Source organism: Luteimonas sp. MC1572, from assembly GCF_016615815.1.
Classification (GTDB): domain Bacteria; phylum Pseudomonadota; class Gammaproteobacteria; order Xanthomonadales; family Xanthomonadaceae; genus Luteimonas.
The window spans coordinates 2378287-2398689 of sequence record NZ_CP067112.1; the positions used below are offsets into that span (position 1 = coordinate 2378287).

Consider the following 20403-nt stretch of genomic DNA (forward strand, 5'->3'; position numbering starts at 1 on the left):
GATCCTGGAAAAGTAGGAAGTGGGGGCTGCCGCGCGCTGCGCGGGTCAGGCGGCCTTGGCGGCTTGGACGGCCTTGCGGGCGCCGTCGTTGATGTCGTCGGCCGGGGTGATGGCCAGGCCGCTCGACTTCAGCAGCGCCTTGCCTTCCTCCACGTTGGTGCCCTCCAGGCGCACGATCACCGGCACCTTGACGTCCACTTCCTTGACCGCGGCGATGATGCCCTCGGCAATCATGTCGCAGCGCACGATGCCGCCGAAGATGTTGACGAAGATCGCCTTCACGTCGTCCGACGACAGGATCAGCTTGAACGCCTCGGTCACGCGCGCCTTGGTGGCGCCGCCGCCCACGTCCAGGAAGTTGGCCGGCGAGCCGCCTTCGAGCTGGATCACGTCCATGGTGGCCATGGCCAGGCCCGCGCCGTTGACCATGCAGCCGATGTTGCCGTCCATGGTCACGTAGTTGAGGTCGTGCTGGCTGGCCTTGACCTCGGTCTCGTCTTCCTGGCGGATGTCGCGCATGGCGACCAGCTCGGGATGGCGGAAGCCGGCGTTGTCGTCGGAGTCGACCTTGCCGTCGAGCACCGCGAGGTTGCCGTCGGTGAGGATGGCGAGCGGATTGAGCTCCACCAGCGCCAGGTCCTTCTCGTTGAACAGCTTGTAGAGCCCCATCATGATCTTGGTGAGCTGGTTGACCTGCTTGGCGGTCAGGCCCAGGCCGAAGCCCATGTCGCGGCACTGGTAGGGCTGCAGGCCCTGCACGAAGTTCACGTTGAGCGACTGGATCTTCTCCGGCGTTTCCGCCGCCACCTGCTCGATGTCCACGCCGCCTTCGCTGGAGGCGATGAAGGTCACCGACTGCGTGCTGCGGTCCACCAGCACGGAGAGGTAGAGCTCCTTGGCGATATCGGTGGCCTGGGTGACCAGCACCGCGTCGATCGGCAGCTTGATGCCGGCCGTCTGGTAGGTCTCCATCCTGGTGCCGAGCATCGCCGTGGCGTACTCCTTGACCTGCTCGAGCGTCTTGGCGAGCTTCACGCCACCGGCCTTGCCGCGGCCGCCCGCGTGGATCTGGGCCTTGACCACCCAGAAGTCGCCGCCGATGGCCTTGGCCGCGTCAACAGCCTCCTCGGCGGTATGCGCAACGCGCCCGGCCGGGACTGCAATGCCGTAATCGGCAAACAACTGCTTCGCCTGGTACTCGTGGAAGTTCATGTGGGGATCCGTGGTGGGAGGATGGGACAGCGCCCGCCATTCTCGCCGATCCGGCCGCCCCACGCCAAAAACTCCTCCCCCCGACCCGGCGGACACTGCGTCCGGCACCTATATAGTGCGTGGACACCCAGGGGGGAGCCACGGTCCTTGCCAAGCCCAACCGCCGATCGCGCCATGCGCCGCGAGCTCTACCTGCTTGCCCTCTACCGGGTGCTCGAGGCCACGCTGCTGGCGGCCATGGTGTTCAGCCCGGCCGGCGCGCTGTTCGGCGAGGCCCGCGACCCGGCGCTCGCCGCCACCGTGGCCGTGGCCTACGTGCTGATGTCGCTGGTGCTGCTGCTGTTCTCGCAGCGCGAGAACTACCCGATGCTGCCGCACCTGCTGGTGGGCATCGTCTGCGACGTCGGCGCCGCCACGCTGGCCACGCACGCCATGCCCAGCGCCGGGCCAGGCATCGCGATGATGCTGCTCTTCAACGTCGGCGCGGCGTCGCTGCTGCTGCCGCTGCGCCTCGGCCTGGTGGCCGCCGCCCTGGCCTCCGGCGCGCTGGTGGCACAGTTCATGGTGGTCGTGGCGAGCGGCAGCATGGTGCGCGACCGCCCGCTGGCCGAGGTGCTGATGTTTGCCGTCAGCTACTTCGCCATGGCCACGCTGACCAACTTCCTGGGCCTGCAGACGCGCGAAAGCCGCACCATCGCCCAGCAGCGCGGCGCCGAAGCGGCGAACCTGGCCGAGATCAACGAACTGATCATCCGCCGCATGCGGGTGGGCGTGATGATGGTCGACGGTTCCGGCCACATCCGCATGTCCAACGAGGCGGCCATGGTGCTGCTGGGCAACACCGCCAGCGGCGCCGACGGCCAGCTGCGCACGCTGCCGCAGATCTCCCCGGCGCTGTCCATGCGCGTGGCCGAATGGCGGCGCAGCGGCGAGAGCGATGACACCCCGCTGAAGATCGGCGACGACGGCCACGACATCCTGCCGCGCTTCGCGCGCCTGCTGGCCACCGACGACACCACCCTGATCTTCCTCGACGACACCTCGCTGGTGGCACGCCGCGCCGAGACCCTGACCCTGGCCGCGATGGGCCGCTTCTCGGCGAGCCTTGCGCACGAGATCCGCAACCCGCTGGCCGCGATCAGCTACGCCACGCAGCTGCTCGAGGAATCGCGCGACATCGGCGACAGCGACCGCCGCCTGCTGCAGATCGTCCACCAGCAGTGCATGCGCACCAATGGCATCGTCGAAAGCGTGCTCAGCCTGGCCCGCCGCGAACGCGCCCAGCCGGAGCACGTCGACCTGGTCGGCCTGGTGCGCAATTTCGTCGAGGACTACCGCGAGACCACCCCGGAGGAGAACGGCAGCGTCAAGGCCGCCGGCAGCCTGGCGCGGCTCCCCGCCATGATCGACCCGCGCCACCTGCACCAGGTACTGACCGCGCTGGTCAACAACGCCGTGCGCCATGGCCACCAGCCCGGTGAACCCGCGCGCATCACACTCCACGTCGACGCGCAGGACGGCCTGCCGGTGATCCAGGTCAGCGACCGCGGCCCCGGCATCCCCGATGCCGTCACCGCGCAGCTGTTCCGGCCGTTCTTCACGACCTCCGAGCACGGCACCGGCCTGGGCCTCTACATCGCCCACGAGCTGTGCCGCGCCAACGAGGCCACGCTGGATTACGTGGCCGTTCCGGGCGGCGGGGCCTGCTTCCGGATGGTGTTGCGAGGCAGGAATGCGATGCTTGCCTCATCTTCAAACCTTTGACACTCGTCACAGTCTGCAAAAAGGTGCCAAAATTGGTCACCTTTCGCCTGACACGCCCATGACCATCATGAGTGAAGCCCGTAGCGCCCTTATCGTCGATGACGAACACGACATCCGCGAGCTGCTCGTACTCACCCTGGGCCGCATGGGCCTGCGCACCGACACCGCCGCCAACCTGGCGGTCGCACGCGAGATGCTGGCCGTCGCCAGCTACGACCTCTGCCTGACCGACATGCGCCTGCCCGACGGCTCCGGGCTGGAACTGGTGAGCGACATCTCCACCCGCTTCCCCAACACCCCGGTGGCGGTGATCACCGCCTACGGCAACGTCGAAGCCGCCGTGGAAGCGCTGAAGGCCGGCGCCTTCGACTTCGTCAACAAGCCGGTCGACATCAACGTGCTCAGAGGCCTGGTGCGCCAGGCGCTGGAGCTCAACACCAAGCGCACCACGCGCCCGGAGGAAGCCAGCCGCCTGCTCGGCACCTCGCCGGCCATGGTTGCCCTGCGCGACACCATCGCCAAGGTTTCGCGCAGCCAGGCGCCGGTGCACATCAGCGGCGAGTCCGGCACCGGCAAGGAGCTGGTGGCCCGCACCATCCACGCCCAGGGCGCGCGCGCCGGCGGGCCGTTCGTGCCGGTCAACTGCGGCGCCATCCCCACCGAGCTGATGGAGAGCGAGTTCTTCGGCCACAAGAAGGGCAGCTTCACCGGCGCCCACGCCGACAAGCCCGGCCTGTTCCAGACCGCCGACGGCGGCACCCTGTTCCTGGACGAAGTGGCCGAGCTTCCGCTGTCCATGCAGGTCAAGCTGCTGCGCGCCATCCAGGAAAAGAAGATCCGCCCGGTGGGTGCGAGCACCGAGATCGATGTCGACGTGCGCATCCTTTCGGCGACGCACAAGGACCTCAATGCGCTGGTGAATGCCGGCAGCTTCCGGCATGACCTGTATTACCGGATCAATGTGATCGAGCTGCACGTGCCGGCGCTGCGCGAGCGTGATGGCGACCTGCCGCTGCTGTCGAATGCGATCTTCGCGCGCCTGGCGCAGGCGATGCATCGCACTGCGCCGGTGCTGGGTCCGGATGCGCTGGCGGCCCTCGCGGGGTACGCGTTCCCGGGCAACGTGCGGGAGCTGGAGAACGTGCTGGAGCGGGCGATGGCGCTGGCCGACAGCGACCACATCACGGCGGCGGATCTGCGCTTGCCGACGGGTGGCGGTGGCGGGTTTGCCTCGCAGGGTCGCGGCGCGCCGATGGCGGCACCGCCGCCGGTGGGTCCATCACCCGGCTCGCTCAATCCCCGCGAGACCGCGTCGAGCGCCCTGCCGTCCTACATCGAAGAGATCGAGCGCGCGGCGATCCAGCAGGCGCTGACCGAGAGCCGCTACAACAAGACCAAGGCAGCGGCGGCGCTGGGGATCACGTTCCGGGCGTTGCGGTACAAGTTGAAGAAGCTCGGCATCGACTAGCCCCGGGGACGCGTGGCGTCCCTGTGGCACCTAGAGCCGAGCGACGCCGATCCAGCCACCCGAGAGCATCGGGCAGGCGAACTCGAGCGCGTTCACCAGTCCCTGGAACCCGCGCACCCCCAGCTTCGCCACGCCGCGGCTGCCGCTGATCATTTCCTGGAAGCGCGCGTGGTAGGGCGTGAGCGATACCAGCGCGATGTCGGCGCGCGCGAACAGGGTGCGCAGCGTCTTGTACGAATAGATCTGGAGATGATCCTGGTGCATCGACTCGCGGCCTGCCAGGCCGACGATGCCGTTGTGCCAGCAGCATGCGTTCGGGGTCGAGAACACGAAGTCCGCACCGCGCAGCGCTGCGTTCGCGCGCAGGCTGCGCAGGAAGCCTTCGGTGTCGGGCAGGTGCTCGATCAGCTCCCCGGCCACCACCAGGTCCGGGCGGCCGTGCAGCTCGACCACCGGCGCCAGGTCGAAGATGTCGGCGTGGATGATCCGCCCCCTGGGGGCCGTGTCCATGCCTTCGGGCGGAAGGCGCTGGGAGTTGTCTATCCCGACCACCCACGCCGCCTCGCGGCACAGCCGCGCGTGCAACCAATTGTCGTCGCCGCGCTTGGCATCGATCGCGGTCTCATCCAGGGCGCCGAGGTCGAACACGCCCTTGCCGCGGACCAGCGCCGCCAATGTCGCCAGCCGGTCCACCGGCCGCGGGACCCGCACGCGCTCCAGCGCCGTGTAATGCAGGTTGGGCAGCGGGCTGGTCGCCGTCATGCCGGCACTTCCTGCGCCTGGAGGTCCAGGCGCACCAGGTAGTTGGGCGGGTCAACCCTGTGCAGGCCGATCTCGCCCGCCGCGCCGGGCGCAAGTTCGGCCCCGGCGAGGGCGAGCAACTCCGCCAGCGACACCAGCGTCACCCCGCGGTCGCCGCTGACGTACTTGTCGCAGACCAGGCTCAACCAGGCGACCGGGTGCCCGGGCTCGATGTCCTTGACGAAGAGTGCACCGGACGGCCGGAGCGCATCGCGGATCGATCGCAGGAACTGCGCCCGGTACCCGACAGGCAGGTGGTGCATCACGTCACTGACCAGTGCCGCGTCGTAGGGCGCGTCCAGCTGCCCGAGATGCGCTTCGATGGACGTGCCCGGCAGCCGCCGCACGCGCTCAAGATGGACCGGCTCGACGAACTTGCCCACGCTGCCAGCGATATCGACCATCGTGACCCGCACGTCCGGGCGTGCCGCCAGCAGGTGGTTGAGCAGTTCGCCGTCGCCCCCGCCGATGTCGAGCAGATGCGCGTCGACCGGCAGCGCCCCCGCAACCAGTGCAGCGACCTTGTGCAGGTCGACGAAGACCCGCCGGTAGGCCGCGGCCGCCTTTCGCTCCAGGCCTGCCGGCATCAGCTTGCGGACCGCGGGACCGATCTTCATCGCGCGTCCTCCTGGTCGCCGTCCCTCGCCGGCCTGGCCGGATGCGCCAGCGCAAACGCCCGGGCGAGGTCGGTCAGGGTCTCCTGCAGCCCCTTGATGCGCAGCACCAGGCTGATGATCAGCACGAAGCTGATCGCGGCATAGATGTACAGCACCAGGTCCGCGCCACGACCCACGCCGAGCGCATGGGCCACCCGGGTCGAGGCGCTCTGCTCCCACACGAAGTAGATGCCGGTGGCGGTCAGCAGCACGATGGCGGTGCACAGGATCCGCGACTGCTTCCACTCGCGCAGCGCGAACGCGATGCCCACCGACAGCAGCGCGGTCAGGATGATCTCGATCATTTGCGGATCCATTGGGTCAAGAGATCAAGCAGGATGTTCAGGGATTCGGAGTTGCCCTGCCCTTTCCGCTTTGAATAGTCGGTGTAGCGGATGGTCACCGGCACCTCCACGAAGGCCAGGCGCCGTTGCCCGATCTGCTCGAGGATCTCCGACGCGTGCGCCATCCGGTTCTGGCGGATGCGCAGCTGGCGCGCGGCATCCGCGGTAAACGCCCGGAATCCGTTGTGGCTGTCGCTGAGCTTCAGCCCCGTGGTCAGCCGGGTGAAGGCGATCGCCAGCTTGAGCACCACCCGACGCAGGCGCGGCATGCCCACGGTCGTGCCCTTGAACCGGCTGCCCAGGGCCACGTCGACCTTCGAGTCGCGCAGTGCCGCGAGCATCCGGTCGATCTCGGCAGCCTCGTGCTGGCCGTCGGCGTCGAACATCACGATGTAGCGCGCGCCCTCCGCCAGCGCATGGCTGATACCGGTCTGCAGCGCCGCGCCCTGGCCCAGGTTCACCGGATGCCTCAGCACGACAGCCCCGGCCAGGCGCGCCTGTTCCCCGGTGTCGTCGGCCGACGCGTCATCCACCACCACCACGCCGTCCACATGCGCCAGCGCACCACGCACTACGGGCCCGATGCTGGTCGACTCGTTGTAGGCCGGCACCACGACCCAGGCCCCGGCATTGGGGCGCGCGGTGCCGGGCACGCCCTCGGCAAGCTGCATCGACATCGACTTTTCCTTCATGGCCATGACCGTTCGCCTAGGACCGCGCGGAGCGGCCAGGCTCGGCCGCGGCATTGCTGGCGTAGGCCAGAGCATAGGCACGGGCAATACCGCCGGCAATCCACGCCGGCCACAGGCGGCGCAGCAGTTGCAAGTCCTCGGCGGCGCGGTGGCCGCTGCCGATGGTGCTGGAGGTCTCGCTGCCCGCATGGATGCGGTGCGTCATCAGCGGCTCGCGCAAGTACACGAAGCTGCCGTCCAGCTGGCAGAGGTCAAGCCACGCCGCCCAGTCCATGTTGGTGCGCATCGACTCGTCGAAGCGCAGCCCCGTGCGTGCACGGTGCATGGTCACCGCAGGGCACGGGATCGCATTGCCGAAGCGCAGGCTGTTGGTCCGCGCGCTGCGCGAGCGCACGCACTCGCGGCCCAGGAACCCGAGCTCGAGCAGGGCGCGCTTGATCGCCGGCAGGCCACCGCGGCGCAGCTTGCCATCCAGCAGCTCGGCGTAGCCGGTGAACACGATCAGCGCGTCGCGATGGCGCGCGGCCGCGTCCAGCACTGCCGCGCTGAAGCCCGGGTCGTAGGTATCGTCCTGGTGTGCGAGCGTCACCCAGTCGGCGTCCGCGTGCTCAAGGGCGGCGTTCCAGTCGCGCCCGATTCCCGCGTTGGGTCCGTGCACCACCAGCCGTGCGCCGTAGCGCGCCGCGATCGCCTCCAGCCCGTCGAACGGCGTCGACGTGGTCACCACCAGGCTTGAGGGCCGCGCCTGCCCCGCCAGCGAAGCCAGGCAATCGTCCAGATAAGGGGAGTGGCCGTAGGCCGGCACCACGAAGCAGTGCCCGGCCATCAGGCTGCCGCTTGCCCGAGCTTGGACACCATCAACACCCCGCAGGAGATCAGCATCAGGCCGGCCCACTGGACAGGCGCCAGGCGCTCACCGTGCAGCAGCCAGGCCACCAACGCCATCAGGATGTAGAGCGATGCTCCCGCCAGCGCAAAGGCCACGCCCAGCTTCAGCTTGCTGATCACCACCACCCAGACGATGAACCCGACGCCCTGGATCACGACCGCCGCCCACACCAGCGGCGACATGAACGTCACCATCAGCCATTGCAGGCCGCTGACCCCTGGCACCCGCTCCGCCACTTCGGTGACCGCGCGCTTCAGCAGGAGCTGGCCGCTGATCGTGGTGCAGGTGACAAAGAGGATCATGAGGAAGGCGCGGACCATGGGGCTTCCGGGGGTGGCGGGAGGCGGCATCATACCGGTTCACCAACCCCGGAGACCCGTCGACTGGCCACGTCCAGCGGTCGGATGGGGGCCACCTTGCAGCGAACCTGCACGCCGGGAACAATCCGGCCCTCTCCATCGCAGCCGCATCCCATGACCCGCTGGAAAGCCGCCGGAAGCCACCTCGCCCTCAGTCTCTTGGTGATCGGCGGCATCGCCATCACTGCGTTCCTGCTCTGGTATCCGCACGGCCTGTACAAGGTGGCGGGGCTGGATCGCATCCTGCTGGTGATGCTGGGGATCGACCTGACGGCTGGGCCGCTGCTGACGCTGATCCTTTACAAACCGGGCAAGTGGGGGCTGAAGTTCGATCTGATCATGGTTGCGATCGCGCAGCTGGCCTTCCTCGGCTACGGCCTGCACACCCTCTGGGGCGGCCGCCCGGTGTTCCTTGTCGGTACTCCAGAGACGTTCACCGTGGTGTTCGCAAACGAGATCGCCGACGAGGACCTCGCCAAGGCCTCACGCCCCGAGTGGCGGCGCCTGTCGTGGACCGGACCCGTGCTGGTTGGTACACGCATGCCCACGGAGCCCGAACAGCGACATGCGGTGATCGAGGAATTCATGGCGGGTGGCGCAGGGATCGAGCGCACCCCGAAGTACTACATGCCCTTCAAGGACGTCGCTGGGCAAATTCTCGAGGCCGCAGAGCGCGCACCAGGTGCTGTGGACCCGGCGCGCCTCATGCCCGTCGTCTCCCGACGTGGCGAAGGCCAGTTGTTGATCGACCCATCCACCGCGCTTCCCGACTGGGTTGTGACCCGGGACAACGGCAAGTCGCGCTGAACAACGGCAGCTGCCGTCATCCAGCGTCACTCCTCTGGACTTGCCTTGCGCGACCTTGATTTGCGCACTGACGGCCGTGCCGACTGACGCAGCGCGTCCACGTCACGGAAAAACCGTGCGCGCCGACACACGCAATGTGACGCTATTTGTCAGTCACGTTTCGTACATGACAGACCACGTCACTTCATGCCCCTCACATTCACCTGCTATCCGTGATTGCGATTGCAGATCGCAAACTTCCCGGATCGGCCAGCAGCATTGGCACGGCTTGTGCGTATGATCCTGCTGCACGTGCAGCGTGACGCACGGCAAGCACGGTTCCGGAACCACTGCCGGCACTGCAGCACGTGAAGCAAACTCACACCTCTAGGGGATACACCATGAAGAAGATCCAGAAGGGCTTTACCCTCATCGAACTGATGATCGTGATCGCGATCCTCGGCATCCTCGTTGCCATCGCGCTGCCGGCGTACCAGGACTACAGCATCCGCGCCCGCGTTTCGGAAGGCGTTGCCCAGGCCGCTCCGGCGAAGCTTGCTGTTGCCGAAACTGCCTCCGCACGCGGCATCCTTGCAACTGCTGTGACCGACGCTTCGGCTGCCGGTTTCAGCTTTGCCGCTAACGCAACCGACTACGTGGCCAGCATTGGCGTCGCGAGCGGCGTTATCACCGTGACCACGAAGGCGACGGGCGCCACCGTGCAGCCGATTCTGACCCTCAGCCCCAGCCAGGCAGCCGTCGACCAGCCGGTCAACTGGGTCTGCGCCTTCACCGCTGGCGAGGCGCGTCACGTGCCGGCCGAGTGCCGCCCGTAATCCAGGGTTCGCTACAGCTGCTCTTCAAACCCTGGCTTCGGCCAGGGTTTTTTTTGGCGGGTTGGTCGCCAACCGCTTATCGTACTAGCGTGAGGAAGCCGCGCATGCGCCCATTGATATTGCTTGGCCTGGCTTGCGTCGCCACCGTGGTCTTGTACTGGCTCGGTCTTTATGGCCCATTCCTGCTCGATGACCATGTCGTGCTCTCACCCGTGGAAGCCTGGCACGCCGGCCAGCAGGGCTGGCTGGCAACATTGCTGCCCAACCCGGCATCGGTAATCAATTCGCGACCCGTGGCAATGGCCAGCTTCATGTTGACCACCTCGCTGGGTGGCGTCGGCCCGTTTTCCTACAAGCTGGGCAACGTCGTTGTCCATCTGCTTTGCGGAATATTGGGTTGGTGGCTGCTACGTCGCGTCCTGCGCCTTGATCCTCGGCTTGCTGCTCACGCCGATGTCCTGGCGTTGGCCGCCACCGCTCTCTGGTTGCTGCATCCGCTGCACGTGAGCACCGTCTTGTACGCAGTGCAACGGATGGCGCAACTGGCCGCGTTCTTCTCCTTGGCAGCGGTGGCCATCTATCTCGTCGCCCGCCAGCAATTGGCAGCAGGCCGTGTCCGCACCGCTTCCCTGCACCTGTTCCTGACGTTCCCGCTTCTGCTGGCGCTTGGCATCCTGAGCAAGCAGAACGCCGCTATCGCCGGGTTCTTGTGCCTGGTTCTCGAACTGGCGTACTTCCAACGACCTGCGCGAGACCCGCGACTGGTGTGGGGTTTCTTCGGCTTGTTCGTAGCACTGCCCGTGATGGCTGTACTCGGACTGCTGGCGTTCGCGCCGGACCGCTTGCTGGCAGGTTACGCCGAGTGGAACTTCACGCTGTGGCAGCGCCTGATGACCCAAGCGCGTGCCATGATCGACTACATCGGCATGTGGTTCTTGCCACGAGGCCCGCAAATGGGGCTGTACACCGATGGTTACCCGGTTTCCAGCGGACTACTGTCACCGCCAACAACGCTCTTGGCCATTGTCGCCCTTGTCACGTTGTCCCTGTTCGCCATTGCCATCCGCAAGCGTGCGCCGGCGGTATTCGCGGGATGGTTCTTCTTCCTAGTCGCGCACTCGGTGGAATCCAGCTTCCTGCCGCTCGAGATGTACTACGAGCACCGGAACTACCTGCCGGCTTTCGGGTTGCTGCTCATGGCGTTCGGACTGCTCGGGCTGATCCCCGATACCACATGGTCGCGCATGGCCAACCCCCGACGGCTCGGCATCGTGGCCGTTTCCGCCCTCACCCTCACCCTCGCGTTCGCCACCTTCGGACGAGTCTTGGTCTGGCAGCAGGGTGAAACCATCGTCGCGCAGGGCCTGTACCACCACCCTGAATCACTGCGCGCCCGCCTCGATGCAGCAACAATTTCGTTCTGGAACAAAGATTACGCATCAGCCGTGGAGGTCACCAGACCGTTGCTGACCAGCGCCGAGCCTGAGGAACGCGCGATAGGTAATCTCCAGATGGTTGTCATTGGTTGCCTAGACGGAAAAGGTGCAGACCCGAAGCATCTTGAAGCGGCAACCGAAGGGCATCGCTCGCGCGTGACCATCGCCGAATTGCAGATGGCACGACTACTTGTGAACGTTACACAAACCCACACGTGTGGAGCCGTAACTCCAGGGATGATCGGATCTACGCTCGCAGCACTGGTGGATAGTGCTGACGGGCAGCCAGAAACCGCACCCGCCAAGTTTTCCACCAGAACTATCGCGGCCCGCATGCACGCCCGGGGCGGGGAATGGAAGGAAGCCGAGCACCACGCCGAGATAGTGTGGAACGCGACTCGCTATCTACCATTGGCGGCGCTGTTGGCGCGCATCTATATCGACAACGGAAAGTTCGAACAAGCAGAAGAGCTGCTAGGCGAACTCAAGCGGCGAGCACGTCCGTTTGACACCCCGGCCCAAGATGAGATCTCACGCGTACAGGCGATGCTCGACGATCGCAGGTCAAAGGCCGGGCGGTGACAGTTCCGTGCCAATGCAGGACAAGACCGTTAGCAGAATTGCATCTGCTGGACAAACCGCAAGGCCCACGGCACGCTTCGTGCATCGATTTCGGCCTACATGTCGGAAGGAAACCTAAATGAGCGCAGTTCAGACAAGCAACCTCGCGGGCATTACGGGAATCGCACGCCGCTTGGTGTTGGATGGAGCGCTCGACGAGGCCACCGCCCGAGACTCGCTAGACAGGGCGACCGCCGAGCGCAAGCCTATTGCGTCATATTTGCGTGAAGCAAAGCTCGTCACTTCGGCACAAATGGCAGCGGCCAACTCCATTGAATTCGGCATGCCCGTGTTCGACCCCTCGGTCATGGATGGCACGCAAAGCGCCATCAAGCTGGTCACAGACGAGCTGCTTGCAAAGCACAACGTGCTGCCGCTGTTCAAGCGTGGCGGGCGCCTGTTCGTCGGCGTCGCAGACCCGACCAATACCCACGCTTTGGACGAGGTCAAGTTCCATACCAATCTGACCGTCGAACCCATACTCGTCGACGAAGAGCGCATCCGACGCACCATCGAGCTATGGCAGGAGAGCAGCGATACGTTCGGCGACACACTCGATGACAGTGAAGGCTTGGAGAAGCTCGACATCAGCGGGGGTGAGGAGGACGGGACCGACGATGGCGTCAGCGCCAAGGGCGACGACACGCCGGTGGTCAAGTTCATCAACAAGGTGCTGATCGACGCCATCAAGAAGGGCGCCTCCGACATCCATTTCGAGCCGTACGAAACAGACTACCGGGTGCGCCTGCGCATCGACGGCATCCTCAAGCAAGTCGCCAAGATGCCGGTGAAACTCAACCAGCGCATCACCGCGCGCTTGAAAGTCATGGCGCAGCTGGACATTGCCGAGAAGCGCGTGCCGCAGGACGGCCGTATCAAACTCAACCTCTCCAAGACCAAGCAGATCGACTTCCGTGTCAGCACGTTGCCTACGCTGTTCGGCGAGAAGGTCGTGTTGCGTATCCTCGACGGCAGCGCAGCCAAGCTGGGCGTCGAGAAACTTGGTTACGAGCCTGAGCAGCAGAAGCTGTTCCTGGAAGCCATCCACAAGCCCTACGGCATGGTGCTGGTCACCGGCCCAACCGGCTCCGGCAAGACGGTGAGCCTGTACACCGCTCTGGGGATCCTGAACGACGAGACTCGCAATATCTCGACCGCGGAGGACCCGGTGGAAATCCGGTTGCCCGGCGTCAACCAGGTACAGCAGAACGTAAAGCGCGGCATGACCTTCGCCGCAGCGCTCCGCAGCTTCCTGCGCCAGGACCCGGACATCATCATGGTGGGTGAGATCCGCGACCTGGAGACCGCCGAGATCGCCATCAAGGCGGCGCAGACCGGCCACATGGTGCTTAGCACCCTGCACACCAACGACGCCCCTCAGACCATTGCCCGACTGATGAACATGGGCATTGCGCCCTACAACATCACGAGTTCGGTGACCCTGGTAATCGCCCAGCGCTTGGCGCGACGCCTGTGCAGCAAGTGCAAGCAGCCCCAAGAACTGCCAGACAACGCACTTCTGGCGGAGGGCTTTACCGCCGACGAGATCCATGAAGGATTCACGATCTATGAGGCTGTGGGCTGCGACGAGTGCACCGGCGGCTACAAGGGACGGCTTGGCGTGTACCAGGTACTGCCGATGAGCGAGGAGATCCAGACCATCGTGCTGCAGGGGGGCAATGCGATCCAGATTGCCGAGGTGGCCAAGGCGGCCGGCGTCAAGGACCTGCGTCAATCCGCCCTACTCAAGGTGAAGAACGGGCTGACTACACTGGCAGAGATCAACCGGATTACGGTGGACTGACCCGCGAGGGCGTCCCGATGCGCCCCTTTGGGCCACCTTCCGCCGCTTTGCGGTGGAAGGGACGGCGGAAGTCTGCCGGGCGTCACAAACGAAAATTTCACTTTGTCTTGCAAGGGTTTAGGATGGGAGCTTGTGGCCCGATCGGGGTAACGGGCCTTCTGGGGAGCTAGAGCATGGCCGTGTCTCGTACCGCCGCGCGGTCCGCCGCGAAGAAGAAGCCCACTGGTCCGACGCGCACTGGCGTGGAACTGTCGCCGTTCGTCTGGGAGGGCACCGACAAGCGCGGCAAGAAGATGAAGGGCGAGCAGTCGGCGAAGAACGCCAACCTGCTGCGCGCCGAACTGCGACGCCAGGGCATCACCCCCACTGTAGTAAAGCCAAAGGCCAAACCACTGTTTGGCAGCGCGGGCCAGAAGATTACCGCCAAGGAAATCGCGGTGTTCAGCCGGCAGCTAGCCACCATGATCAAGTCCGGCGTGCCGGTGGTGCAGGCGCTGGAGATCATTGGCAACGGCCACAAGAATGAGCGCATGAAGGTGATGGTTAACACCGTGCGCCTCGACATCGAGGGCGGTTCCTCGATCTACGAATCGATGAGCAAGCACCCGGTGCAATTTGACGAGCTGTACCGCAACCTGGTGAAGGCGGGTGAAACGGCCGGCGTGCTTGAGACTGTGCTCGACACCATCGCTACCTACAAGGAAAACACCGAGAGCCTGAAGGGCAAGATCAAGAAGGCGCTGTTCTATCCGGCCACGGTGATCGCGGTGGCGATCCTGGTCAGCGCGGTCTTGCTGGTGTTCGTGGTGCCGCAGTTCCAGGCGACCTTCAAGAGCTTCGGCGCCGACCTGCCGGCGTTTACCCAGCTGATCATCAACGCAAGCGACTTCATGATCGCGTGGTGGTGGCTGATATTGGCGATCATTGTCGGCGGCGGCTGCTTTTTCATGTACTCCTACAGGCGCTCGCCCCCGTTGCAGCATCTGATGGACAGGCTGGTACTGAAGATTCCGGTCATCGGCCAGATTCTCCACAACGCCGCCGTCGCCCGCTTCGCCCGCACCTTGGCCACCACTTTCAGGGCCGGCGTTCCGCTGGTCGAAGCACTGGACATCGTGGCCGGCGCCACCGGCAACCAGGTATACGAGAAGGCCGTGCACGAGATCAAGGACGACGTGTCCGTGGGCTACCAGCTCAACATGGCCATGAAGCAGGTCAACATTTTCCCGCACATGGTGGTGCAGATGACCGCCATCGGCGAAGAGGCCGGCGCGCTGGACACCATGCTGTTCAAGGTGGCCGAGTTCTTCGAGGAAGAGGTCAACAACTCGGTCGATGCGCTGAGCAGCCTGCTGGAGCCGATGATCATGGTCATCATCGGCGGCGTGGTGGGCTCGATGGTGATCGGCATGTACCTGCCGATCTTCAAGATCGCGGGCACCATCTAGGTAAATGTCTTTCCTCGGCGACAACCCCGAACTGGGCTACCCGGTGATCGCAGGCCTCGGCCTGCTGGTCGGCAGCTTCCTCAACGTGGTGATCCTGCGCCTGCCCAGGCGCATGGAGTGGGAGTGGAAGCGCGACAGCCGCGAGATGCTTGGCGAGCCGGAGATGTACGACCCGCCGCCACCGGGGATCGTGGTGGAGCGCTCGCACTGCCCGCACTGCGGCCATCAGCTCAGCTGGTTCGAGAACATCCCGGTGTTCAGCTGGCTGGCGCTGCGCGGCAAGTGCCGCTCATGCAAGGCGCCCATCTCCGCGCAGTACCCGGCGGTCGAGCTGCTGACGATGCTGCTGATGGTGCTGTGCGTGTGGCGCTTCGGCTTCGGCTGGCAGGGCTTTGGCGCCTGCCTGCTCACCTGCTTCCTGATCGCACTGTCGGGCATCGACCTGCGCACGCAGCTGCTGCCTGATTCGCTGACCTTGCCGCTGATGTGGCTGGGGTTGATCGCGGCGGTGGAGAACCTGTACGTCGCGCCCAAGGCGGCGCTGTTGGGCGCCATTGCCGGCTACGTGAGCCTGTGGTCGGTGTGGTGGGTGTTCAAGCAGGTCACCGGCAAGGAAGGCATGGGCCACGGCGACTTCAAGCTGCTGGCCGCGCTGGGCGCCTGGTGCGGCCTGGCCGGCGTGCTGCCGACCATCCTGATGTCTTCGCTGGTGGGCGCCATTGTTGGCGGCGCCTGGCTGGCCATCAAGGGCCGCGACCGTGCCACCCCGATCCCGTTCGGTCCGTTCCTGGCCGTCGCCGGCTGGATCGTCTTCATGTGGGGCGAGCAGATCATGGGCGCATACATGGCCTACGCCGGGTTCTGACCTCTCTCCCCCGAAAACGGGGAGATGCCTGCCACACTCATCGCATGGCCGACTACACCATCGCCCTCACCGGGGGCATCGCCTCCGGCAAGTCCGAAGTGGAGCGCCGCTTCCGCGCGCTCGGCATCATCGTCGCCGACGCCGACCAGGCATCCCGTGACGTGGTGGCCCGCGGTACCGAAGGCTTGGCGGAAGTCGTGTCCGTGTTTGGCGCGGACGCCCTCGATGCCGAAGGCGACCTCGACCGCCCTGCGATGCGCCGCCTGGTGTTCAACGACGCCACCGCGCGGCATCGCCTGGAAGCCATCATCCACCCGCGCGTGCGCCTCGCGTTGCGCGCCGCCTGCGCGGCAGCGCCGGGCCCTTACGCCATTGCCGCCATCCCCTTGCTCGCAGAAGGCGGCCGTGCGGCATACCCCTGGTTGCACCGCGTGCTGGTGGTCGACGTGCCTGTCGACGTGCAGCTGGCGCGGCTACTGCGTCGCGACGGCATCGACGAGGCGCTGGCGTGGAAGATGATCCGCGCACAGGCCGGCCGCGAGGAGCGGCTGGCGATTGCCGACGATGTGATCATCAATGACGGGCCGGTCGCGGCGCTGGACGGCGCGGTGACGGCGCTGCATGGGCGCTACCTGGAGCTGGCGCGGGGTGCTGCGGCGCGCGGATAGCTGGTCAGCGCCGGGCAACGGTACGGTATGGGCCGTGCGCGCCTGCATACGGCTCCCCTGTCTCCACACGCGCGCAGACCCGATCACCGCACAGGGTGAGATCGGCCGCATTGATCGCCTCGAGAAGCCGTTGATCGCGGCTGATCGAAGCCAGCTCGCGCTTGGCTGAAGCCAAGGCCAGCGTCGCGCCGGCAACGGCGACCACGGCGCCGATCAGCAGCGCTGCTGATGCGATCCAGAGCACGCGCATGCGCGACTCGACCGCAACAGCCTGCGCCACCGCTGCCCGGGTGTGCTCTGCCCCGAGTGTGTTGGCAGCGGACGTGACCTCGCGTCGGAAGTCGGCGCTGGTGCGCTCAAGTTGTTCGACCGCGCGCGTGCTCCGCTCGTCGAGGCGCCCGGCCACGACGGCCAGCTGCAGCGCGAACTCGCGCGGGTCGAGATCGGCCGGCAACCGGGTCATGGGGGCAGCATCGCCGGCGCACCCTGCCCTGACGCGACCGGGTGAGGCGGTCGGCGCACTACGTCCTGCTCCACCTCTGCGCGCAGGCGGACGTGGTCTTCGTCACTCCGGTATGTAGTCGACCAGGCTTGGCCGAGTCGCAGACCGGACTTGAAGACCTGGCCCATGGGGGTCTCGAGATAGGCCGTGGCCACCGCTGACATGCTGGCCGCTCCTTGGCGCTGCGCGGCGTCGAAAAGCTGGTCGAACATGACCTCCACGGTGTCGCGCGCCACCAGTATTTCCGCCCGCATAGGGAGGGACGATCGCGCTGCAACGTGGTCGAGCAGCGTCACCTCGCGCGTATGCATCCGTTCGATGGCGGTCAGCGCCGCATCCATCTTCGGGTCGGTGCCGCCCGGTGTACGTCCGCGCTCCACATGACGCCACTGCAGGGTGGCTGCGAGATCGTGGTCGACGGGGTCCCTGGCGCAGGGATCGGGAACCAGCACCTTGCACGCAGGCGACAGGTCGGTGTGGATGCGACGCTCACCGTTGCGCCGGTAGTGCACGGTGTCGATGACGCCGAGCTGGTGCTGGTCCGAGCTGTGGATGACGTACAGGCGTGGGTCGAGCGGCACCGGCACCTTTTGCAGCAGTTGCGCGCCAAACATGGTGTTGAGGTAGTCCACGTCCATGTTCTGGACGCGCCGGGAAATGCCGTCGATCAGGTAGCCGCCCCCGACGTCCGCGTGCGCGCCGGGCACGGAGAAGCTGGCGACGCGGCCGCGCTCCGACAGTCCGTCGGGCAAGTGGCGTGTGGCATCGAAGAGGCCGCGTGCTTCGTGCAGGGCGGTGAACCCCAATGCGCTGACATTCGAGCTCGGGAATGCCCGCGGCTCGTCTTTTATGGAGGCGGCGACCGGGTCGTGGATCAGCGCGACCTGCACTGTTCGGCCGGGTGGCACGAGCGGCGGGCGGTCGGCGTACTTGATGCTGCTGAGCCGGCCGTCGGACCCGTAGGCGATATCGGCATCGGTCGGGTCCCGGATCCCTCTTTCATGGATCAATCGCTGCAGCGCGGGAACCTGCTCTGCCCCGCGACTGAAGCCGATGCCCACAAGGTGGATACGGACGCCGGGATCTTCATCGATCCATTTGGCGGCCTGGACGCAGAACTGGTAATAGCCCTGCTCGACGCGGGGCTGGAAGGTCACCGCAAACATGCTGTCGAGCCGACTTGATATGTACTCGTCCTGTGTACCTATGCCTTCGACATATCCGACAGCGATCCTCGGCGCCTCCAGCGCCTCGATGTCATCTTTTAAGCGTCCGACGAGCGTGTGTTCCGTCGGCGCGTCCCTGTGAATGCTGTTGCCGGTACCATCAATCGCGACTACAAACACGCGGTCGCGACTTGTCTCGAGCAGCAGAGGCACTCTCAACTGCAAGAGCCGATCTTCTGCCAATTGCAGCGATGCCAGTTCGTTTTTTGTTGCCGGCCTGGCTTGAACTCCGTCCGGTGTCAGTCTGTAGCCAGTCATGCAATCCTCCTTGATTGCACTCAATCAATATCAGTATGTCCTTGAGTGAACCAGCACAATTCCCGAGTGCTGGTTGCTGTAGGGGTTCTCTGGATTCTTCAGCTCTCTCAACGCCATCCACGTGCTCATGTATACGCTGACGGTGCGGTCATCCACGACGATAATGATCCCGGGATAGGGAATGTTGCTGTCCTCTAGGATGTCCTCGCGCGCGACCGTGTGTCTCACCATGCGGTCCGCGAAGATCTCCGCCATGTCCACGCTGGCTGCCAGTGATGTTCCATCCTGGGACGTCCAGATCACTTCGGCAGGCGGCGGGAAGTTCCTGATCGGTCCGCGCCCTGCACGCAGTACTTTCTCTAGCGGCCTGCCCAGGGATTCGAACGACGGACCTGGCCGCTCGACGCCATGGGGGCGTCCCGCATAGACGATCTTGCAGCTCTGCGTGCTGAAGCAATGCGTCCCAAACTGATGCCACGCAAACCACAACGGCCAATCCGCCACCGTGCCGGTAAACGGACCATGCCCCGGGGGCGGCGTCATCGGATCGAACTCGGGCTCCACGGCATTGCATCCCTGCAGCAGCGTGGCGCCGGTCAGTACTGCGGCGAGGAAGGCCGCCAGGCCTGCGCGCGGGTGGTGGCATCTGCGCATGCGTCCATATCCTTATGGTCTGCGCCCGAAGCTAGTCAGGCCCGGTGAGGGCGTCAAGTCGGGTTTGTCCGCGCGTCACAGTTTCAGCGCGACAGGTACGTCCACAGGCCACGGATAGCCGCGACGCCCTGCCCGCCGTGCCGTCTGGCCACTGTGATGTCCTCCTCCCCCATGCCGCCGATGGCGTACATCGGCAGCGCCACGCCTTCGCGCAGCTCGGAAAACCTTGTCCAGCCGATACCGGCCTGGCCGGGGTGCGTGGCAGTGGCCATCACCGGGCCGACCAAGCAAAAGTCGCAGGCCAGGCGCGCGGCGTGCTGCAGCTCATCCGCGTCGTGGCACGAGGCGGCCAGCGCCGCGCCCTCCGCCAGCACCGGGCGTTCGCCGAGCGCGGCGAGCTGTGCGGCACGCAGGTGCAGGCCGGCGCCGAGTTCGCGCGCCAGCTGTGCGTCGCCATTGACCAGCATCTCGGCGCCGGTGCGCCTGCATCGATCAAAGGCCGCGCCGGCCAGCGTGCGCACCCGCGCCGGCTCCAGCCCGGGCAGGCGCAGCTGCACGCGTGCGATGCCGGCATCCAGCGAGGCGTCCAGCGACGCCAGCCAGGCCGCATCGGCGCGTGCGGGGTCGCCGTCATCCGCAGGCAGCGGGGTGACCAGATAGCGATCGGGCTGGTGCAGCGCAGCCACCACGGGAATGTCCGCGGGGGGCATGGCGTAGGTGTGCAGCTTGTGCAGCGGCACCCAGGCCAGGGCCTGGCCTTCGCGGCCGCGCGGCACGCCCTGCCAGCGCGCGATGCGGCGTACGTCCAGGCGCAGCCGCTTGCCCGGATATGCCTGCGGCACGGTAATCAGCGGCGCGCCAACGGTGGCGGTGATGCCGAGTTCTTCGTGCAGTTCGCGGGCCAGCGCTTCGTCGGCGCCCTCGCCCGGTTCGCGCTTGCCGCCGGGGAATTCCCACAGACCGGCGAAGTCGCGGTTCACGGTGCGCCGCGTCAGCAGCACCCTGCCGCGCGCGTCGCTCAACACGCCCGCAACGACTTCGGTCACCTTCATGCCGCGGCCCTCTTCCCCCGGGTCAGCGGGGGAAGGTGCCCGGCGTGCGGACGGGGGCGATC

The 20403-nt window shown here is 66.0% G+C and carries 20 protein-coding genes; 9 read left to right on the forward strand and 11 right to left on the reverse strand.

Annotation, left to right across the window (positions count from 1 at the left end):
* Window positions 1-45: 45 nt before the first annotated feature.
* Complete coding sequence (gene sucC, locus JGR64_RS10920; RefSeq protein ID WP_199373403.1) at window positions 46-1212, reverse strand: ADP-forming succinate--CoA ligase subunit beta; 1167 nt, start codon at window positions 1210-1212, stop codon at window positions 46-48.
* 174 nt (window positions 1213-1386) lie between these two features.
* Here sucC and JGR64_RS10925 point away from each other — a divergent pair, with 174 nt between their 5' ends.
* Both JGR64_RS10925 and JGR64_RS10930 read left to right on the forward strand, forming a co-directional pair.
* Window positions 1387-2976 carry an ATP-binding protein gene (locus tag JGR64_RS10925; RefSeq protein WP_199373404.1) on the forward strand — a complete coding sequence of 530 codons (1590 nt, stop codon included), beginning with the start codon at window positions 1387-1389 and terminating at the stop codon, window positions 2974-2976.
* A 67-nt stretch (window positions 2977-3043) separates the two neighbouring features.
* Entirely contained in the window at window positions 3044-4444 is a 1401-nt protein-coding gene (locus JGR64_RS10930) for a sigma-54 dependent transcriptional regulator (RefSeq protein WP_199373405.1), read from the forward strand.
* A gap of 30 nt (window positions 4445-4474) precedes the next feature.
* On the opposite strand, the gene JGR64_RS10935 is transcribed toward JGR64_RS10930, so the two are convergent.
* From JGR64_RS10935 to JGR64_RS10960, 6 genes are read right to left on the reverse strand one after another with little or no spacing between them, the layout of a single operon-like run.
* Window positions 4475-5206 carry a methyltransferase domain-containing protein gene (locus JGR64_RS10935; RefSeq protein WP_199373406.1) on the reverse strand — a complete coding sequence of 244 codons (732 nt, stop codon included), beginning with the start codon at window positions 5204-5206 and terminating at the stop codon, window positions 4475-4477.
* Window positions 5203-5862: a class I SAM-dependent methyltransferase gene (locus tag JGR64_RS10940; protein WP_199373407.1), complete on the reverse strand. Its 660-nt coding sequence runs from the start codon at window positions 5860-5862 to the stop codon at window positions 5203-5205. Before JGR64_RS10940 ends, JGR64_RS10935 begins: the two co-directional genes overlap by 4 nt.
* Window positions 5859-6206 carry a DUF2304 domain-containing protein gene (locus tag JGR64_RS10945; RefSeq protein ID WP_199373408.1) on the reverse strand — a complete coding sequence of 116 codons (348 nt, stop codon included), beginning with the start codon at window positions 6204-6206 and terminating at the stop codon, window positions 5859-5861. The genes JGR64_RS10940 and JGR64_RS10945 overlap by 4 nt, the downstream gene beginning before the upstream one ends.
* Window positions 6203-6943 (reverse strand): glycosyltransferase family 2 protein, encoded by a 741-nt coding sequence (locus JGR64_RS10950; protein ID WP_199373409.1) that lies wholly within the window; start codon window positions 6941-6943, stop codon window positions 6203-6205. Before JGR64_RS10950 ends, JGR64_RS10945 begins: the two co-directional genes overlap by 4 nt.
* Window positions 6944-6953: 10 nt before the next feature.
* Complete coding sequence (locus JGR64_RS10955; RefSeq protein ID WP_199373410.1) at window positions 6954-7763, reverse strand: glycosyltransferase family A protein; 810 nt, start codon at window positions 7761-7763, stop codon at window positions 6954-6956.
* A complete protein-coding gene (locus JGR64_RS10960) occupies window positions 7763-8146 on the reverse strand; it encodes a hypothetical protein (RefSeq protein ID WP_199373411.1) in 384 nt (127 codons plus the stop codon). Before JGR64_RS10960 ends, JGR64_RS10955 begins: the two co-directional genes overlap by 1 nt.
* Before the next feature lie 153 nt (window positions 8147-8299).
* Here JGR64_RS10960 and JGR64_RS10965 point away from each other — a divergent pair, with 153 nt between their 5' ends.
* From JGR64_RS10965 to coaE, 7 genes are all read left to right on the forward strand, one after another.
* Window positions 8300-8992: a hypothetical protein gene (locus tag JGR64_RS10965; RefSeq protein WP_199373412.1), complete on the forward strand. Its 693-nt coding sequence runs from the start codon at window positions 8300-8302 to the stop codon at window positions 8990-8992.
* Window positions 8993-9372: 380 nt separating this feature from the next.
* A complete protein-coding gene (locus tag JGR64_RS10970) occupies window positions 9373-9807 on the forward strand; it encodes a pilin (RefSeq protein WP_199373413.1) in 435 nt (144 codons plus the stop codon).
* Window positions 9808-9911: 104 nt separating this feature from the next.
* Window positions 9912-11825 carry a hypothetical protein gene (locus JGR64_RS10975; protein ID WP_199373414.1) on the forward strand — a complete coding sequence of 638 codons (1914 nt, stop codon included), beginning with the start codon at window positions 9912-9914 and terminating at the stop codon, window positions 11823-11825.
* Window positions 11826-11943: 118 nt separating this feature from the next.
* Window positions 11944-13668 (forward strand): type IV-A pilus assembly ATPase PilB, encoded by a 1725-nt coding sequence (pilB, locus tag JGR64_RS10980; RefSeq protein ID WP_199373415.1) that lies wholly within the window; start codon window positions 11944-11946, stop codon window positions 13666-13668.
* 293 nt (window positions 13669-13961) lie between these two features.
* Complete coding sequence (locus tag JGR64_RS10985; RefSeq protein WP_233348192.1) at window positions 13962-15116, forward strand: type II secretion system F family protein; 1155 nt, start codon at window positions 13962-13964, stop codon at window positions 15114-15116.
* Window positions 15117-15120: 4 nt separating this feature from the next.
* Complete coding sequence (locus tag JGR64_RS10990; protein ID WP_199373417.1) at window positions 15121-15981, forward strand: A24 family peptidase; 861 nt, start codon at window positions 15121-15123, stop codon at window positions 15979-15981.
* Between the two features lie 44 nt (window positions 15982-16025).
* Window positions 16026-16649, forward strand: a complete 624-nt coding sequence (gene coaE, locus JGR64_RS10995) for a dephospho-CoA kinase (RefSeq protein WP_199373418.1) — start codon at window positions 16026-16028, stop codon at window positions 16647-16649.
* Window positions 16650-16653: 4 nt separating this feature from the next.
* Here coaE and JGR64_RS11000 read toward each other — a convergent pair whose 3' ends face one another.
* From JGR64_RS11000 to JGR64_RS11015, 4 genes are all read right to left on the reverse strand, one after another.
* A complete protein-coding gene (locus JGR64_RS11000; RefSeq protein WP_199373419.1) occupies window positions 16654-17112 on the reverse strand; it encodes a hypothetical protein in 459 nt (152 codons plus the stop codon).
* Window positions 17109-18659 (reverse strand): DUF2235 domain-containing protein, encoded by a 1551-nt coding sequence (locus JGR64_RS11005; protein WP_200649742.1) that lies wholly within the window; start codon window positions 18657-18659, stop codon window positions 17109-17111. The genes JGR64_RS11000 and JGR64_RS11005 overlap by 4 nt, the downstream gene beginning before the upstream one ends.
* Before the next feature lie 6 nt (window positions 18660-18665).
* A complete protein-coding gene (locus tag JGR64_RS11010; RefSeq protein ID WP_199373421.1) occupies window positions 18666-19289 on the reverse strand; it encodes a hypothetical protein in 624 nt (207 codons plus the stop codon).
* 83 nt (window positions 19290-19372) lie between these two features.
* A complete protein-coding gene (locus JGR64_RS11015; protein ID WP_199373422.1) occupies window positions 19373-20341 on the reverse strand; it encodes a Nudix family hydrolase in 969 nt (322 codons plus the stop codon).
* Between the last annotated feature and the right edge of the window lie 62 nt (window positions 20342-20403).

Bases quoted from the DNA above. Each gene is read 5' to 3' on its own strand.
- JGR64_RS10925 (WP_199373404.1), top strand. From the start codon at position 1,387: ATGCGCCGCGAGCTCTACCTGCTTGCCCTCTACCGGGTGCTCGAGGCC.
- JGR64_RS10945 (WP_199373408.1), bottom strand. From the start codon at position 6,206: ATGATCGAGATCATCCTGACCGCGCTGCTGTCGGTGGGCATCGCGTTC.
- JGR64_RS10950 (WP_199373409.1), bottom strand. From the start codon at position 6,943: ATGGCCATGAAGGAAAAGTCGATGTCGATGCAGCTTGCCGAGGGCGTG.
- JGR64_RS10935 (WP_199373406.1), bottom strand. From the start codon at position 5,206: ATGACGGCGACCAGCCCGCTGCCCAACCTGCATTACACGGCGCTGGAG.
- JGR64_RS11015 (WP_199373422.1), bottom strand. From the start codon at position 20,341: ATGAAGGTGACCGAAGTCGTTGCGGGCGTGTTGAGCGACGCGCGCGGC.
- JGR64_RS10965 (WP_199373412.1), top strand. From the start codon at position 8,300: ATGACCCGCTGGAAAGCCGCCGGAAGCCACCTCGCCCTCAGTCTCTTG.
- JGR64_RS10940 (WP_199373407.1), bottom strand. From the start codon at position 5,862: ATGAAGATCGGTCCCGCGGTCCGCAAGCTGATGCCGGCAGGCCTGGAG.
- JGR64_RS10970 (WP_199373413.1), top strand. From the start codon at position 9,373: ATGAAGAAGATCCAGAAGGGCTTTACCCTCATCGAACTGATGATCGTG.
- pilB (WP_199373415.1), top strand. From the start codon at position 11,944: ATGAGCGCAGTTCAGACAAGCAACCTCGCGGGCATTACGGGAATCGCA.
- JGR64_RS10985 (WP_233348192.1), top strand. From the start codon at position 13,962: ATGAAGGGCGAGCAGTCGGCGAAGAACGCCAACCTGCTGCGCGCCGAA.
- JGR64_RS11010 (WP_199373421.1), bottom strand. From the start codon at position 19,289: ATGCGCAGATGCCACCACCCGCGCGCAGGCCTGGCGGCCTTCCTCGCC.
- JGR64_RS10955 (WP_199373410.1), bottom strand. From the start codon at position 7,763: ATGGCCGGGCACTGCTTCGTGGTGCCGGCCTACGGCCACTCCCCTTAT.
- JGR64_RS10930 (WP_199373405.1), top strand. From the start codon at position 3,044: ATGAGTGAAGCCCGTAGCGCCCTTATCGTCGATGACGAACACGACATC.
- JGR64_RS10990 (WP_199373417.1), top strand. From the start codon at position 15,121: ATGTCTTTCCTCGGCGACAACCCCGAACTGGGCTACCCGGTGATCGCA.
- coaE (WP_199373418.1), top strand. From the start codon at position 16,026: ATGGCCGACTACACCATCGCCCTCACCGGGGGCATCGCCTCCGGCAAG.
- JGR64_RS10975 (WP_199373414.1), top strand. From the start codon at position 9,912: ATGCGCCCATTGATATTGCTTGGCCTGGCTTGCGTCGCCACCGTGGTC.
- sucC (WP_199373403.1), bottom strand. From the start codon at position 1,212: ATGAACTTCCACGAGTACCAGGCGAAGCAGTTGTTTGCCGATTACGGC.
- JGR64_RS10960 (WP_199373411.1), bottom strand. From the start codon at position 8,146: ATGGTCCGCGCCTTCCTCATGATCCTCTTTGTCACCTGCACCACGATC.
- JGR64_RS11000 (WP_199373419.1), bottom strand. From the start codon at position 17,112: ATGACCCGGTTGCCGGCCGATCTCGACCCGCGCGAGTTCGCGCTGCAG.